This window comes from Allobosea lupini, from assembly GCF_900109525.1.
Classification (GTDB): Bacteria; Pseudomonadota; Alphaproteobacteria; order Rhizobiales; family Beijerinckiaceae; genus Allobosea; species Allobosea lupini.
Window position 1 is genome coordinate 517,835 of sequence record NZ_FOAN01000004.1, and the last position, 13,900, is coordinate 531,734.

Here is a 13,900-nt window from a genome sequence, read left to right on the forward strand (position 1 = left end):
GGGGCAGCGCAAGATGAACCGGCGCGCCGAACGCGAGGGTCCGGAGCGGACCTGCGTGGTGACGCGCCAGGGCCGGGCGCCGGATGACCTGATCCGCTTCGTGGTCGGTCCCGGCGAGGTCTTGGTGCCGGACATCAGGCGCAAGCTGCCGGGACGCGGCGTCTGGGTCTCGCTCAGCGCTGCCGCAGTCCGCGAAGCGGTCAAGCGACGCGCGTTCGAGCGCTCGCTGAAGATGAAGGTCACGGTTTCGCCCGAGCTGGCGGCCGAGGTCGATGCGCTGCTGGTCCGGGACGCGATCCAGGCGCTGGCGATGGCGAACAAGGCGGGACTGGTCTCGACCGGCTTCGCCAAGGTCGAGGCCCAGGCGGAAGCAGGGCGCCCTGCCGCGGTGATCGCCGCGAGCGACGGCGCCGAGGACGGAAAGCGCAAGATCGGCCAGGCGCTGCGGCGTGCACCGGGGCCGAAAGAGATACCGGTCGTGGCGATTTTCGCCGCGGCTGAACTGGAACTGGCGCTGGGGCGTGAGCATGTGATACATGCAGCGCTTGCTCCGGGTCCGGCGACTGAGGGTTTCCTCGCGCGCTGGCGTCGGCTCATCCGTTTTCGGATGAACGATGCTGGCGAAACGGCGTTCATCGACCCGGCTGAATCCGACGTACGCGACCAGACGAAGACCGAACCGGCAGGACCGACAGCGGAATGAGTGATACCAAGACCCCCGGCGACAAGACCTTGAGCGTGACGCCTCCCAAGACGTTGTCGCTGAAGCGACCTGTCGAGCAGAGCACGGTTCGGCAGAGCTTCTCGCATGGGCGCACGAAGCAGGTCGTCGTCGAGGTCAAGCGCCGCGTCAGCGGCCACGAACCCGTGGCAGCTCCGGTTGCCCGTGCCCCGCAGCCACAGCAGCAGGCTCCGACGCCGCCGCGGCCACAGGCACCGCAGCCCGCGCCACAAGCCAGCCGCCCGGCCGGCAGCATGCTGCTGCGCACGCTCTCGGACGATGAGAAGGACGCGCGCCAGCGCGCCCTCTCCGACGCCCGCGCCACCGAGGCGGAGGCCCGCGCCCGCGCCGAGGAGGAAGCGCGCCAGCGCGCCGCCCGTGAGCAGCGTGAACGCGCCGAGCGCGAGGCCGCCCAGGCGCGCCAGCGCGAGGAAGAAGACCGCAGGCGTCAGGAAGACGAGCATAAGCGCCGGGCCGAGAGTGCGGCCCGCCAGCGCATGAGCGAGGAGGCTGCCCCGCCGCGGCCCGCGCCGCCGCGCGATGCTGCGCCTTCGGCTGCTCCCTCTGCTCCGTCCTACACCCAGACGCCGCGTCCTGCTCCGTCCGGCCCCCGGGAGACGCGCGAATTCGGCGGACCGCGTCCGCCGGCGCGCGATGTCGGTGCCCGCCCGCCGCGCCTGGATTTCCGGCCGCCCCGTTCGGACTCGCCGCGCCCGCCGCGCCCCGATGCCAATGCGACCGCCGAGCCGCTCGTCGCCCGGCCCGCGCGCCAAGCGCCCTCTTCGGCAGGCGCGCCGCGCAGCCGTCCCGATGATGGCGAGGCGCGTCCCGCCTTCCGTCGCCCCGGCGGCAGCCCCGGCGGTGCACCCCGCGGCGCCCCGGCTCCGGCTCCGAAGACCCCGAAAGTCGGCGAGAAGCCGCGCGGCCGCCTGACGCTGTCGACCGCCACGGGCGGGGACGACGAGCGGACACGCTCGCTCGCCTCGTTCCGTCGCCGCGTGCAGCGCATGACCGGCCATCGTGCCTCGGATGTCGCCAAGGAGCGCGTGATGCGCGAGGTGATCATCCCGGAGACGATCACCATCCAGGAACTCGCCAACCGCATGACCGAGCGGGGCGTCGACGTCATCCGCCTGCTGATGAAGCAGGGCGCGATGCACAAGATCACCGACGTGATCGACGCCGACACCGCCCAGCTCGTGGCCGAGGAAATGGGCCACACCGTCAAGCGCGTCGCCGAATCCGACGTCGAGGAAGGCCTGTTCGACACGCCGGACACCGACGAGACCCTGGTCTCGCGCCCGGCGGTCGTGACGATCATGGGCCATGTCGACCACGGCAAGACCTCGCTGCTCGACGCGATCCGCAAGACCCATGTCGTCTCCGGCGAAGCCGGCGGCATCACCCAGCATATCGGCGCCTATCAGGTGACGACGCCGAACGGTGCCAAGGTGACCTTCATCGACACGCCCGGCCACGCCGCCTTCACGGCGATGCGCGCCCGCGGCGCCAAGGTGACGGACGTGGTCGTGCTCGTGGTCGCGGCCGATGACGGCGTGATGCCGCAGACGGTCGAGGCCATCAACCATGCCAAGGCGGCGAAGGTGCCGCTGATCGTGGCGATCAACAAGATCGACAAGTCCGACGCCAACCCTGACCGGGTCCGGTCCGAGCTGCTGCAATACGAGATCCAGGTCGAGTCGCTCGGCGGCGAGACGCTGGAGATCGAGGTCTCGGCCAAGACCGGCCAGGGGCTCGACGCGCTGCTCGAAGCGATCGCGCTGCAGGCCGAGGTGCTCGACATCAAGGCCAACCCCGAGCGCGCCGCAGAAGGCACGGTGATCGAGGCCAAGCTCGACCGCGGCCGCGGCCCGGTCGCGACCGTCCTTGTCCAGCGCGGCACCCTGCGCACCGGGGACATCGTCGTCGCCGGCGCAGAATGGGGCCGCGTCCGCGCGCTGATCTCCGATACCGGCGCCCAGATCAAGGAAGCGGGGCCGTCGCTTCCGGTCGAGGTGCTCGGCTTCAACGGCACGCCGGAAGCCGGCGATCGCGTCGCGGTCGTCGAGTCGGAAGCCCGTGCCCGCGAGATCACCGACTACCGCGAGCGTCAGAAGCGCGATCGGCTGGCCGCCCGCGGCGCCGGCTCGGGTGCCGGCCGCTCGTTGGCCGAGATGATGCGCGAGCTCAAGGAAGGTGCCGGCCGCAAGGAGTTCCCGCTCGTCGTCAAGGGCGACGTGCAGGGCTCGGTCGAGGCCATCGTCGGCTCGCTCGAGAAGGTCGGCAATGACGAGGTTCGCGCCCGCGTACTCTCGTCCGGCGTCGGCGCGATCACCGAATCCGACGTCACGCTGGCCCAGGCTTCGGGTGCGGTGGTGATCGGCTTCAACGTCCGCGCCCACAAGGAAGCGCGCGAAGCGGCCGAGCGGGCCGGGGTCGAGATCCGTTACTACAGCATCATCTACAACCTGATGGACGATGTGAAGGACGCGATGTCGGGCCTGCTGGCACCGACCCTGCGCGAGACCATGCTCGGCAATGCGCAGATCCTCGAGATCTTCAACGTCTCGAAGGTCGGCAAGATCGCCGGCTGCCGCGTCACCGACGGCACGATCGAGCGCGGCGCCAATGTCCGCCTGATCCGCGATGGCGTCGTGGTTCACGAAGGCAAGCTCGCCCAGCTCAAGCGCTTCAAGGACGACGCCAAGGAAGTGGTCGCCGGCCAGGAATGCGGCATGTCCTTCGAGAACTACCAGGACATGCGCGCTGGCGACGTGATCGAGTGCTTCCGCGTCGAGGAGATCAAGCGCAGCCTCTGACAGGCACGCTTGCTCCCGGATGTTTTGAGATGGCCGGGCTTTCGCCCGGCCATGACGTTTCAAACCCGTCCATCCGGTCCGATCCCGGAGAACGAGAACCATGGCAAAGAAACCAAACACTCAGGGCTCCGGGCCCTCGCAGCGGCAATTGCGTGTCGGCGAACTGATCCGGCATGCGCTGGCGGAGATGCTGGCGCGCGGCGACATCCATGACGATGTGCTGGCGAAGCACGTCATCACCGTGCCCGAGGTCCGGCTCTCGCCCGATCTCAAGCTCGCGACCTGCTACATCATGCCTCTCGGCGGCCAGGACGTCGCGGCGGTGCTGAAGGCCCTCGACGGGCACAAGCGCCATATCCGCGGCGAGATCGCCCATCGGGTGAACCTGAAATATGCGCCGAACGTCCGCTTCCTGCAGGATGAGAGCTTCGCCGAGGCCGAGCGCATCGATGCGCTGCTCTATTCGGACAAGGTGCGCCAGGACATCCTGAAGCAGCCGCTGCGCATCGACCAGGGCACGGACCACGACCAGCAAGACAAGCACCATGACGACGACTGACGAGAACCGCCCGGCAGAGGCGGATGGCGGCCGGCCGCCGCGGCCCAAGAAGCGCGACGTGCATGGCTGGGTCGTGCTCGACAAGCCGATCGGGATGACCTCGACCCATGCGGTCGCCGTGGTGAAGCGCGCCTACAACGCCAAGAAGGCCGGCCATGCCGGCACGCTCGATCCCCTCGCCTCGGGCCTTCTGCCGATCGCGCTGGGCGAAGCGACCAAGACCGTCCCCTTCGTGATGGACGGGCGCAAGGCCTATGAGTTCACCGTCGCCTGGGGCTCGCAGACCGATACGGACGACACTGAGGGCAAGGTCGTCGCGACCTCCGAGCTCCGGCCGGACGAGCCGGCGATCGCGGCCTTGCTGCCGCGCTTCACCGGCACGATCCAGCAGGTGCCGCCGAAGTTCTCGGCGATCAAGATCGCCGGCGAGCGCGCCTACGACCTTGCCCGTGACGGCGAGGAGGTGACGCTGGAGGCCCGCCCCGTCGAGATCACCGCGCTGCGCATCGTCCGCCATGACGGCCCGACCACGACCTTCGAGGCCGAGTGCGGCAAGGGCACCTATGTCCGCGCCATCGCCAGGGATCTCGGCCTGGCGCTCGGCTGTCTCGGCCATGTCGCGCATCTGCGCCGCACCCGAGTCGGCCCGTTCGCGGTGACGGATGCGGCGACGGTCGAGGCGCTGCGCGACTGCGACGGCGACAGCGCCGCAGAAGCGCTGCTGCCGGTCTCGGCGGCCCTGCAGCTGATCCCGGAGATCGTGGTGCATCGCGACGCCGCGCTCCGGCTCAAGCGCGGCCAGAGCGTGCTGCTGCGCGGCCGCGACGCCCCGCTGGAGGCCGATGCCGTCTACGCGGTGAGCGGCGGCGTGCTGATCGCCACGGGCTCGATTACCCAGGGCGAGTTCGTCCCGCATCGTGTGTTCAACCTGTAGAGGAGCACTCTCAAAAACACACGCATTCCGCGGTCAATTTTGTACTGAATGGAACGAACTCTTTGAAAATCGGCGCCTTTAGGGTCGATTTCGAGCCCTTTTAAAGCGAAATTTACCTGTTTCGACGGGTTCTTGAGTGCTGGCCCATATCGGCCGCCTCAAGGAGCCGTTCGTGAAGAAGCTCGCCTCGCTCTGGCTACCCATTTCCAACCGGCTCGCGATCGTCGGCCTCGCCATCTTCGCTGCCGCGATTGCGGCATCGGTGATCGTCTCGATCCGCGCCGCCGACAACGCCATGCGCGAGCGGGCTCAGGCCAGCCTGACCGTCAACATCAACCTGCTGCGGGATATCCTCAGCGCCAAGGGCGAGCCACGGCTGGAGGGCGACAAGCTCTATTTCGGCTCGGAGCCGGTCAACGGCAACTTTGCTGCTGTCGACAAGGTCAAGGCGCTCTCCGGCGGCACCGCGACCGTGTTCATGGGCGATACGCGCGTCTCGACCAACGTCCAGAAGCCGGATGGCGGGCGTGCGGTCGGAACCAAGCTGGCGCAAGGCGCAGCCAATGACGCCGTCTTCAAGGAGCGCCGTACCTATTCCGGGGCCGCCGACATCCTCGGTGTCCCCTATTTCACCATCTACGAGCCGATCGTCCAGAAGTCGAACAATGCAGTGATCGGCATTCTCTATGTCGGCATCAAGCAGTCGGATTTCCTCACCGTCATCGACGAGATGATCCGCAACAACGTCATCGCCGGCCTCGTCATCGCCGCGATCGGCGGCGCGCTGCTGTTCTGGCTGACGCGTCGGACATTGAGGCCTCTCGGCCAGCTCAAGGATTCGATGCTGAAGCTGGCAGCCGGTGATCTCGCCAGCGAGCCGCCGAAGCTGCGCAGCGGCGACGAGGTCGCGGCCATGGCCGACGCGGTGGCCGTGCTGCGGAAGGCAGCAATCGAGAAGGCGCGGCTGGAAACCGAAGCGAGGGAGCAGTCGGAGCGCAGCGACGCCGAACGCCGCAGCAACCAGGCCGAGCGCGAGCGCACGGCTGAGCAGCAACGCGACCACGCACGGCAACAGGAGGCGATCGTCCGCGCCCTCGCCGCCGGGCTGGAGCGCCTCGCCCACGCCGACCTGACCTGCCGGATCGAGGATGCCTTCCCGGCGGAGTACGAGCAGTTGCGGGCCGATTTCAACGAAGCCGTCGATCGCCTCTCTGCCACGGTGTCGACGATCCAGGTGACGGCGTCGGATGTCGGGATCGCGGCGCGCGAGATCAACACGGGCGCCGACGATCTGTCGAAGCGCACCGAGGAGCAGGCCTCCTCGCTCGAGGAGACCGCGGCGACGACCGAAGAGCTGGCGGCCTCGGTGAAGGCGTCGGCCCAGGGCGCGCGCCAGGCGGCGGCGGTCGCCGAGGAGGCGATGAAGGCGGCTCAGGACGGCGGCGCCATCGCCGGCGAAGCGGTCAGCGCCATGGCGCGGATCGAGGACGCCTCGCGCAAGATCTCCGACATCATCCGCGTCATCGACGACATCGCCTTCCAGACCAACCTGCTGGCGCTCAACGCCGCGGTCGAGGCGGCAAGGGCCGGCGATGCCGGCAAGGGCTTTGCCGTGGTCGCGAGCGAAGTGCGCACGCTCGCCCAGCGCTCCGGCGAGGCGGCCAAGGACATCTCCGGGCTGATCTCATCGTCCAATGCCGAGGTCGAGGCGGGGGTGAAGCTGGTGCGCCGGGCCGGCGAGTCGCTGGAGACGATCCTGGCGGCGTCGCGGAAGGTCACCGGCACGATCCAGGAGATCTCGGCGGCGGCGGGCGAGCAGGCCAACGGCATCGAGGAGATGAGCCAGGCGGTCGCCCATCTCGACGAGATGACGCAGGCCAATGCGGCGCTGGCCGAACAGAGCGCCGCCTCGGCGGGAGCGCTGTCGGGCCGGATCGGCGAGCTCAATACGCTGGTGGCGAGCTTCCGCACCGGGAACGCCGCCCACGGCGCCATGGCGCCTGCACCGGCCTTCGCCGGCCCGGGAACGCGTCCGGCTGCCCGGCCGGCGATGCGCGCCCCCGCCCGCCCTGCCGGCACCATGCCGCATGCCGCCGGCCCGGCGGATCGGGGGAGCGGCCAGGCGCCCGAGCCGGAGCGTTTGCGCCAGCTCGCCGAAGCCGCCTTCGCCCAGAGCAAGGCCACTGCTCCCCAGCCCCGCAAGGCCGCGAACGGACGCGCCAGCGATGCGGGATGGGAGGAGTTCTAGAGCATTCTCGAGCGAGGCGGATACCGGTTCGCGTGAAGAAAATGCGATAAAACAAAGACCTGGAGCATTTCCGCGATTCGGAGAAACACGGGAATGCTCTAGGCGGCGTCAGCCGCCGAGGCACCGCGCAGGCGCGCGACATCACGCAGCGGCGGAGCGCCGAACAGGCGGCTATATTCCCGGCTGAACTGCGAGGGGCTCTCATAGCCTACCTGGAATCCGGCCGAGGCAGCGTCATGCGCCCTGGCCAGGATCAGCCGGCGGGCTTCCTGCAATCTGAGCTGCTTCTGGTACTGCAGCGGGCTCATTGCCGTTACCGCCTTGAAATGCTGGTGCAGCGCCGAAGGGCTCATCCGCGCCTCCGCCGCGACGATCTCGACGCTGAAGGGGCTGCGGTAATTGCGCTTGATCCAGGCGATGGCGCGGTTGACCTGCTGCAGCTTGCTCTCCGCCACCGCGACCTGGCGCAGGCGCGCCGCCTGCTCTCCGGTGAGCAGGCGATAGAGGATTTCGCGCTCGACCAGCGGCGCCAGCACCGCAATGTCTGCGGGAGCCTCCAGCAGGCTGGTCAGCCTGATCACGGCGTCGCGCAAGGCTGGAGTCATCGGTCCGACTGTCAGGCCCGGACCGGATGACAATTCCCGCTCGGTCAGCGGCGGCGCTTCCAGCATCAGAGCGCCGATGGCGGCCGGATCCAGCTCGAGCTTGACGCAGAGATAGGGCTCTTCCGGCGTCGCCTCGATCACCTGGCCGATGACCGGCAGGTCGAGCGAGACGACGAGGCAATGGGCGGCGTCGTAGCGATAGATCTGGTCGCCCAGAATCACCTGCTTGGCGCCCTGGGCGATGATGCAGAGCGCCGGCTCGTGCAGGCCATGCATCGGCTCGCTGGGTTGCGAGAGACGAACAACCTTCAAGCGCGGGATCGCGGTCTGGTGGACGCCGTCGCTCGGCGCAAAGCGCGCGATCAACCTGGCGAGTTCCTCGACCTGGGACATGTGCCGACCTCCTGGCAGGTCGCTGGAAGACGGCCCAGCTGCCTGGAGTTCCATATAAGGAATTGGTTGTGCTTTGCCATGGGTGGGCTGCAGCGCTGGAGGATCAGGCAATGATCGCGGCGGATCGGTCTACCGCTCCAGCCTCGCTCCGGTGCATTGTCCCGCCATACCGGCAGCGTCGTCGACCAACGGACCCAGGAGCGGAGCGCCCTGGCGCCCCGAGCCGGCCGCTACTGACATAATCCTGTCAAAGGCGGCGCTATCCGCACCGCCCAACAACCTGAACGAAAGGAGATCATCATGCCCTTCAACCAGGTCTTCCAGTCGCTCGGCGCGATCGCGTCGATCATCGTGCCGGCCAAGCCGTCGGTCCGTCCGCTCGAGATCGATCTCGAGCTTCCGGAGCCGCTGACCAAGGCCGAACTCGCCGTGCTCGGCCGCTGGGTCAGCGAGGATGGCGCCATCCGGCTCGATCTTCGTCCCAATGGCCGCTTCGGCAAGCAGCGCGACCAGGCACCGGGTCATGGCGGCCGCTACGAGGTCGATGCGTCGCAGCTATATTTCGAGAGCGACGCCGGCCATGTCTGGAGCGGCGAACTGCGCCGCGGCCAGCTCGCCTTTGGCGAGAAGCGTTTCCGCCGGATTTTGCAGCTGGATCCGGCCAGACTGATGCAATCTGGCCGGTAACCGCGCCCATGCTGAGAGGGGACGCTAGCAGGTCCCGTCTCAGTAGCCGACGGTAAAGCGCCGGCGCGAATGCGCCGGCTTTTCCAGCTCGTCGACCAAGGCAATGGCATAGTCCTCGGCCGAGATTCGGCTCTGGCCGTTATCGTCGACCAGGAGCTCGTCCTTGCCGAGGCGGAACTTGCCGGTGCGCTCGCCCGGCTCGATCAGGGCGGAGGGCGACAGGAAGGTCCAGTCGAGATCGCTCTCGCCCTTCAGCTGATCGAGATAGGCGCCGCCCTTCCTGGCCTCGTCGAGATAGAGTGCCGGGAATTCCTTGGTGTCGAACAGCTTGACGCCCGGCGCGACCTCGAGGCTGCCGGCGCCGCCGACGACGAGATAGCGCTTCACGCCGGACTGCTTGACCGCCGCGAGCAGAACCGCCGGATCGCTGGCGGTGTAGTGCACCGAGCTGATCACCGCGTCATGGCCAGCGAGCAGCGCAGCGAGCCCGTCCTTGTCGTAGACATCGCCCTTCTCCGCCACGATGCCCGCGCCTTGCGGCACCTTTTCGGGATTGCGGACGATGGCGGTGACCTCGTGGCCGCGGCTGGTCAGCTCGGCGAGCAGGCGCGAGCCGATGAAGCCGGTGGCGCCGATGAGAGCAATCTTCATGGTGATCTTCCCTGGTATCCGTTGGGAACCTACATCCCGATGGACACCAGATGGCAGCCATGCGACTTTCTCTCAAGAAGGCACTTTCACGCCACAAGGTCACCTACCGGAAACCGCCATGCTTCATCGCCCCGACGCCTTCAACGCCCGCTGCCCGACGCGGCAGGTGCTCGACCGCATCGGCGACAAATGGGCGGTTCTGGTGTTGATCCTGCTCGAGCAGGAGACGTTGCGCTTCAACGAATTGCGCCGGCGGATCGACTCGATCTCACAGAAGATGCTGTCGCAGACGCTGAAGAGCCTGGAGCGCGACGGGCTGATCTCACGCCGGGCCTTCCCGACCGTGCCGGTCACAGTCGAATACTCGCTGACACCGCTCGGGCGCACCCTTGCCGGTACGGTCGCGGCGCTGACGCAATGGGCCGAGGCCCATATCGGCGAGGTCGAGGAAGCGCAGCGCCGCTACGATCGCGGCGACATCGCCGCCTGATCAGCGCTTCAGTGCTCGCTTCGGCTTGAAGAAAGCGGCCCAGGCGTCGTCAGGCGGTCCCTTCTTCGTGACCTCTGGAGCCTTGTAGGCATCGGGCGCCAGATCCTTCTCCAGCAGCTCCCAGGCGACCGGCACGGCCACCGCGGCGCCGGGCCGCGCCCTTGTCGAGAACGGCGCGATCGCGGTCGAGCCGCGGCCATTCCTGAGATAGTCGATGAAGATGCGGCCCTTGCGCGCCTTTTTCGAGAGCGTGGCGGTGTAGAGCTTCGGCTCGGCCTGCTCCATCGCTTTGGCGAAGTCGCGGGCGAAGCCCTTGACCGCGTCCCAATCCGCTTTTGGCTTCAGCGGCAGGACGACATGGAAGCCCTTGCCGCCGGAGGTCTTGAGAAAGCTCTCGAAACCGAGCTCGTCGAGGCGCTCGCGTACGGTGAGCGCCGCCTCGCGCACACGCTCCATCGGCACGCCCTTGTCGGGATCGAGATCGAAGATGATCTGGTCCGGCATCTCGACCGCATCGATTTTTGCGCCCCAGACGTGCACTTCGACGGTGCCGAGCTGGACGAGCGCCGCGAGCCCGTCGAAATAGCGGATGAACAGAAGCTCCTCGCCATCCTTGTCCTTAATGCGCGCCACCGCCTTATGCAGGCCGGCGCCAGCGTGCTTCTGGAAGAAGACCGGCCCGCCGACGCCATCGGGCGCCCGCAACAGGCTGAGGGGGCGGTCCACCACGAAAGGTGCCATGCGCTCCCAGACGCGGGCGTAGTAGTCGAGCAGATCCTGCTTGCTGAAACCGATGTCGGGCCAGAGCAGCTTGTCGGGATTGCTCAGCGTCACGGTCGTCTCCGGGCCGGCCTTGCGGCTGGTCTTCGTCGCACGCTGGGCCTTCTTCGCTTCGGCCTTGACCGGCTTCTCCGCGACGACTTCATCGGCCGGCTTGTCCTCGCGCAGGCCGAGAAAAGCCGAGTGCCGGAGCGTCTTCGAGGCCGTCCAGGAACCGAAAGCGATCTCTGCCACGAGTTCGGGCTTCACCCAGACGATACCACGCTCACGTCCGGCTTCGCCGCGGAATGGCGAGGCTTTTGCGGCGACGGCGTCGAGCGTCTTCTTCAACGCGGCTGCGGAGTTGCGGGTAAAGCCGGTGCCGACGCGGCCCGCAGGCTTCAGCTCGCCATCCTCGTGATAGCCGAGAACGAGGGAGCCGAGCTGATTGCGCGAGGCTTTCGACGGCACATAGCCGGCGATGACGAATTCCTGGCGCTGCGTACATTTCGACTTGATCCAGTCGCGCCCGCGGCCGCTGCGATAGGGCGCTTCGGCGCGCTTGGAGATCACGCCCTCAAGTCCCATGCGGCAGGCGTGGCGCAGCATGGTCTGGCCCGGCTCGAGGAAATGCTCGGAATAACGCAGCGGCGAGTCCACGTCGGCGACCTTGAGCAGCTCTTCCAGCTGCTCCTTGCGGGCGAGCAGCGGCTCGGTTTGCAGGTTTGCGCCATCGAGATGGAGCAAGTCGAAGGCGAAGAAGACGAGGTTCGCAGTCTTCCCCTCCGACAGCGCGGCCTGAAGCGCGGAAAAGGAGGAGATGCCGTTCTCGCCCAACGCCACGACCTCGCCGTCGATCAACGCGGTCTCGCAAGGCAGCGCAGCCAGTGCATCGGCGATCCGCTCGCCGAAGCGCTCGGTCCAGTCGAGCCCGGAGCGGGTGAGCAGCTTGACCTTGCCGGCGGAGATGCGCGCCTGCAGGCGATAGCCGTCGAACTTGACCTCATGCAGCCAGGCGTCGCCGGCCGGGGGCTTGTCCTGCAAGGTCGCGAGACAGGGCTCGACGAAACGCGGTAGCGACTCACCATCGGCTTTTTGTGAACGGCGGGCCGCCTTGGCCTTCGCTGGTTTTGCCGTGGCGGTCCTGGCCTTTGCGCCCTTGGGCTTGCGCCCCTTCGCGGGCTTCTCATCGGTCGACCAGACGTCGCCTACGGGATCCTCGCCGACTTCCTCGACGCTGCGGCCGGATTTCACCGAATCAGGCGCGGTCTCGAGAATGTCCTCGTCGTCGCGGGCAAAATCGTCGTCGACCTTGATCAGTAGCCAGTTGTCGCGCTTCTCGCCACGCCGTGGCTTCAACCTGACCAGATGCCAGTGGCCGCCGAGCTTGTGGCCTTCGAGCGCAAAGGCGAGATGGCCCTTCTCCATGCCGCGGACAGGGTCGCCTTCCGGGATCCATTTGCCCTCGTCCCAGATGACGACCGAGCCGGCACCGTACTCGCCTTCCGGAATCGTGCCCTCAAAAGCGCCGTATTCGAGCGGGTGGTCCTCGACATGGACGGCGAGGCGCTTCTCGGCCGGATCGAGGCTCGGCCCGCGCGTCACCGCCCAGGACCAGAGCACGCCGTCATGCTCGAGCCTGAGATCGTAGTGGAGACGGCGCGCGGCGTGCTTGTGTATGACGAAGGCGCCGCCGCTCCGGGCTGCCTTGCGGCGGCTGGCAGCCCCTTTAGGCTCACGTGTGCGGGAGAAATCACGCTTCGAGCGGTAGAGGTCGAGATTGGCCATGGCGCCCTCCGACGCGCGTCAGGCGCTCTTTTTGGCCTTGCCGGCAGCGGTCTTCTTCGTCGGCTTGCGCGCGCTCGCCGGTTTCCTTTCGCGAGCCGCCGACTTGCCGGGCGAACCGCTTTCCTCGCCAAGGCTCTTCTTCAGCGCCTCGAACAGATTGACGACGTTGGAGGGGCGCTCGGCCGGCTTCGCCACCGGCGGCTTCTTGCCCTTGCGCTTGGCCGCGATCAGCTCGAGCAGCGCCTCCTCGTACCGGTCCTCGAAGCCGCTCGGATCGAACTTCGCCTGCTTCTTCTCGATGATGTGCGTGGCGAGCTCGACCAGTTCCTCGTCGAGCTTGCCCTTCTCCAGGCCGTCGAAGATCTCGTCCGGCTGGCGCACGGTCTTGTCGTAGCGCAGCGTGGTCAGCAGCAGTCCATTGTCGAAGGGCTCGATCATCACCGGACGCTCGCGGCGATAGAGCACGATGCGCGCGATGCCGGCCTTCTTCTGCTTCGCCATGGCCTCGCGGATCACGGCGAAGGCTTCCTCCGAAACCTCGTCGGAGGGGCTGAGATAATAGGGCTGGTCGAAATAGATCTGCGGGATCGCGGCGCGGTCGACGAATTGCTCGATCGAGAGTGTGTGCGAGCTCTCGATCTGGACCGCATCGATCTCGTCTTCCTCGATCAGCAGGTATTCGTCGCCGCCGATCTCGTAGCCCTTGACCTCGTCGTCGGTATCGACCGGCTTGCCGCTGACGCTATCGATATATTGGCGCCTGACCGTGTTGCCGGTCTTGCGGTTGATGACGCGGAAGGACACCTTCTCGCTATGGTCAGTCGCCGAGGTCAATTCGACGGCGCAGGAGACCAGCGAGAGCTTGAGATAGCCCTTCCAGGCCGGCCGGGGCGCCATCAGGCCGCCCTCAGCTTGGGCGGGGCGGGCAAGGCCGGCGGCAGGCCGCGCAGCCAGGCTTCGGCCCTGACAATCTCGTCGCGGGTCACGATCGGCACCGGATCCGAGAGGATTGCGAGCAGGACCTCGCGGTCGAGCTGACCATTGGCGATCACGTCGCGGAGCGCATCGCGTGTCTCGCGCTCTGCCCGAAGCTGGGCTCCGAGCGCGGCGATGAGGCGGTCCTTCGGCATGGCGGGCATGATACGCTGCTCCCGGGTTTGGAAACCTGCGGCAAGTCAACCTGCGGAACCAACAGAGGTTCCGAGAGCTGCGCTTTCCCCGTGCTGCGCTGCAGCACCCTAGCGTT

The 13,900-nt window shown here is 67.5% G+C and carries 12 protein-coding genes; 7 read left to right on the forward strand and 5 right to left on the reverse strand.

The window, feature by feature from the left end; genetic code table 11:
- Positions 1 to 13 precede the first annotated feature (13 nt).
- The 5 genes from BMZ21_RS15145 (at position 14) to BMZ21_RS15165 (ending at position 7,281) form a co-directional block, all read left to right on the forward strand.
- Complete coding sequence (locus tag BMZ21_RS15145) at positions 14 to 703, forward strand: RNA-binding protein (RefSeq protein WP_091835846.1); 690 nt, start codon at positions 14 to 16, stop codon at positions 701 to 703.
- Positions 700 to 3,540 carry a translation initiation factor IF-2 gene (gene infB, locus BMZ21_RS15150; protein WP_091835849.1) on the forward strand — a complete coding sequence of 947 codons (2,841 nt, stop codon included), beginning with the start codon at positions 700 to 702 and terminating at the stop codon, positions 3,538 to 3,540. Before BMZ21_RS15145 ends, infB begins: the two co-directional genes overlap by 4 nt.
- A gap of 100 nt (positions 3,541 to 3,640) precedes the next feature.
- Positions 3,641 to 4,099, forward strand: a complete 459-nt coding sequence (gene rbfA / locus BMZ21_RS15155) for a 30S ribosome-binding factor RbfA (RefSeq protein WP_091835852.1) — start codon at positions 3,641 to 3,643, stop codon at positions 4,097 to 4,099.
- The gene (gene truB, locus BMZ21_RS15160; RefSeq protein WP_091835855.1) at positions 4,086 to 5,033 is read left to right on the forward strand and encodes a tRNA pseudouridine(55) synthase TruB; all 948 of its coding nucleotides are present in this window, start codon (positions 4,086 to 4,088) and stop codon (positions 5,031 to 5,033) included. Before rbfA ends, truB begins: the two co-directional genes overlap by 14 nt.
- A 172-nt stretch (positions 5,034 to 5,205) precedes the next feature.
- On the forward strand, positions 5,206 to 7,281 hold the full coding sequence (locus BMZ21_RS15165; protein ID WP_143079715.1) for a methyl-accepting chemotaxis protein: 2,076 nt from the start codon (positions 5,206 to 5,208) through the stop codon (positions 7,279 to 7,281).
- A gap of 98 nt (positions 7,282 to 7,379) precedes the next feature.
- Here BMZ21_RS15165 and BMZ21_RS15170 read toward each other — a convergent pair whose 3' ends face one another.
- Positions 7,380 to 8,279 carry an AraC family transcriptional regulator gene (locus tag BMZ21_RS15170; protein WP_091835861.1) on the reverse strand — a complete coding sequence of 300 codons (900 nt, stop codon included), beginning with the start codon at positions 8,277 to 8,279 and terminating at the stop codon, positions 7,380 to 7,382.
- Between the two features lie 300 nt (positions 8,280 to 8,579).
- Between BMZ21_RS15170 and BMZ21_RS15175 the strand changes: the two genes are divergently transcribed.
- Positions 8,580 to 8,966, forward strand: coding sequence for an Atu4866 domain-containing protein (locus BMZ21_RS15175; RefSeq protein WP_091835864.1), 387 nt, complete (start codon positions 8,580 to 8,582; stop codon positions 8,964 to 8,966).
- 39 nt (positions 8,967 to 9,005) lie between these two features.
- Here BMZ21_RS15175 and BMZ21_RS15180 read toward each other — a convergent pair whose 3' ends face one another.
- Positions 9,006 to 9,617, reverse strand: a complete 612-nt coding sequence (locus BMZ21_RS15180) for an NAD(P)-dependent oxidoreductase (protein ID WP_091835867.1) — start codon at positions 9,615 to 9,617, stop codon at positions 9,006 to 9,008.
- A gap of 118 nt (positions 9,618 to 9,735) precedes the next feature.
- Here BMZ21_RS15180 and BMZ21_RS15185 point away from each other — a divergent pair, with 118 nt between their 5' ends.
- Positions 9,736 to 10,107: a winged helix-turn-helix transcriptional regulator gene (locus BMZ21_RS15185; RefSeq protein WP_091835870.1), complete on the forward strand. Its 372-nt coding sequence runs from the start codon at positions 9,736 to 9,738 to the stop codon at positions 10,105 to 10,107.
- Here the strand turns inward: BMZ21_RS15185 and ligD are convergent, their stop codons facing one another.
- The 3 genes from ligD to BMZ21_RS15200 are packed head-to-tail and all read right to left on the reverse strand — an operon-like array spanning position 10,108 to position 13,793.
- Entirely contained in the window at positions 10,108 to 12,654 is a 2,547-nt protein-coding gene (ligD, locus tag BMZ21_RS15190; RefSeq protein WP_091835873.1) for a DNA ligase D, read from the reverse strand. It abuts the gene before it with no gap.
- 18 nt (positions 12,655 to 12,672) lie between these two features.
- On the reverse strand, positions 12,673 to 13,551 hold the full coding sequence (gene ku / locus BMZ21_RS15195) for a non-homologous end joining protein Ku (RefSeq protein WP_091835877.1): 879 nt from the start codon (positions 13,549 to 13,551) through the stop codon (positions 12,673 to 12,675).
- Complete coding sequence (locus tag BMZ21_RS15200) at positions 13,551 to 13,793, reverse strand: hypothetical protein (RefSeq protein ID WP_091835880.1); 243 nt, start codon at positions 13,791 to 13,793, stop codon at positions 13,551 to 13,553. Before BMZ21_RS15200 ends, ku begins: the two co-directional genes overlap by 1 nt.
- Positions 13,794 to 13,900: the final 107 nt, after the last annotated feature.

Excerpts from the sequence above, each read along its gene's own strand:
- BMZ21_RS15145 (WP_091835846.1), top strand. The coding sequence starts at position 14 with ATGAACCGGCGCGCCGAACGCGAGGGTCCGGAGCGGACCTGCGTGGTG.
- infB (WP_091835849.1), top strand. The coding sequence starts at position 700 with ATGAGTGATACCAAGACCCCCGGCGACAAGACCTTGAGCGTGACGCCT.
- rbfA (WP_091835852.1), top strand. The coding sequence starts at position 3,641 with ATGGCAAAGAAACCAAACACTCAGGGCTCCGGGCCCTCGCAGCGGCAA.
- truB (WP_091835855.1), top strand. The coding sequence starts at position 4,086 with ATGACGACGACTGACGAGAACCGCCCGGCAGAGGCGGATGGCGGCCGG.
- BMZ21_RS15170 (WP_091835861.1), bottom strand. The coding sequence starts at position 8,279 with ATGTCCCAGGTCGAGGAACTCGCCAGGTTGATCGCGCGCTTTGCGCCG.
- BMZ21_RS15175 (WP_091835864.1), top strand. The coding sequence starts at position 8,580 with ATGCCCTTCAACCAGGTCTTCCAGTCGCTCGGCGCGATCGCGTCGATC.
- BMZ21_RS15180 (WP_091835867.1), bottom strand. The coding sequence starts at position 9,617 with ATGAAGATTGCTCTCATCGGCGCCACCGGCTTCATCGGCTCGCGCCTG.
- BMZ21_RS15185 (WP_091835870.1), top strand. The coding sequence starts at position 9,736 with ATGCTTCATCGCCCCGACGCCTTCAACGCCCGCTGCCCGACGCGGCAG.
- ligD (WP_091835873.1), bottom strand. The coding sequence starts at position 12,654 with ATGGCCAATCTCGACCTCTACCGCTCGAAGCGTGATTTCTCCCGCACA.
- ku (WP_091835877.1), bottom strand. The coding sequence starts at position 13,551 with ATGGCGCCCCGGCCGGCCTGGAAGGGCTATCTCAAGCTCTCGCTGGTC.
- BMZ21_RS15200 (WP_091835880.1), bottom strand. The coding sequence starts at position 13,793 with ATGCCCGCCATGCCGAAGGACCGCCTCATCGCCGCGCTCGGAGCCCAG.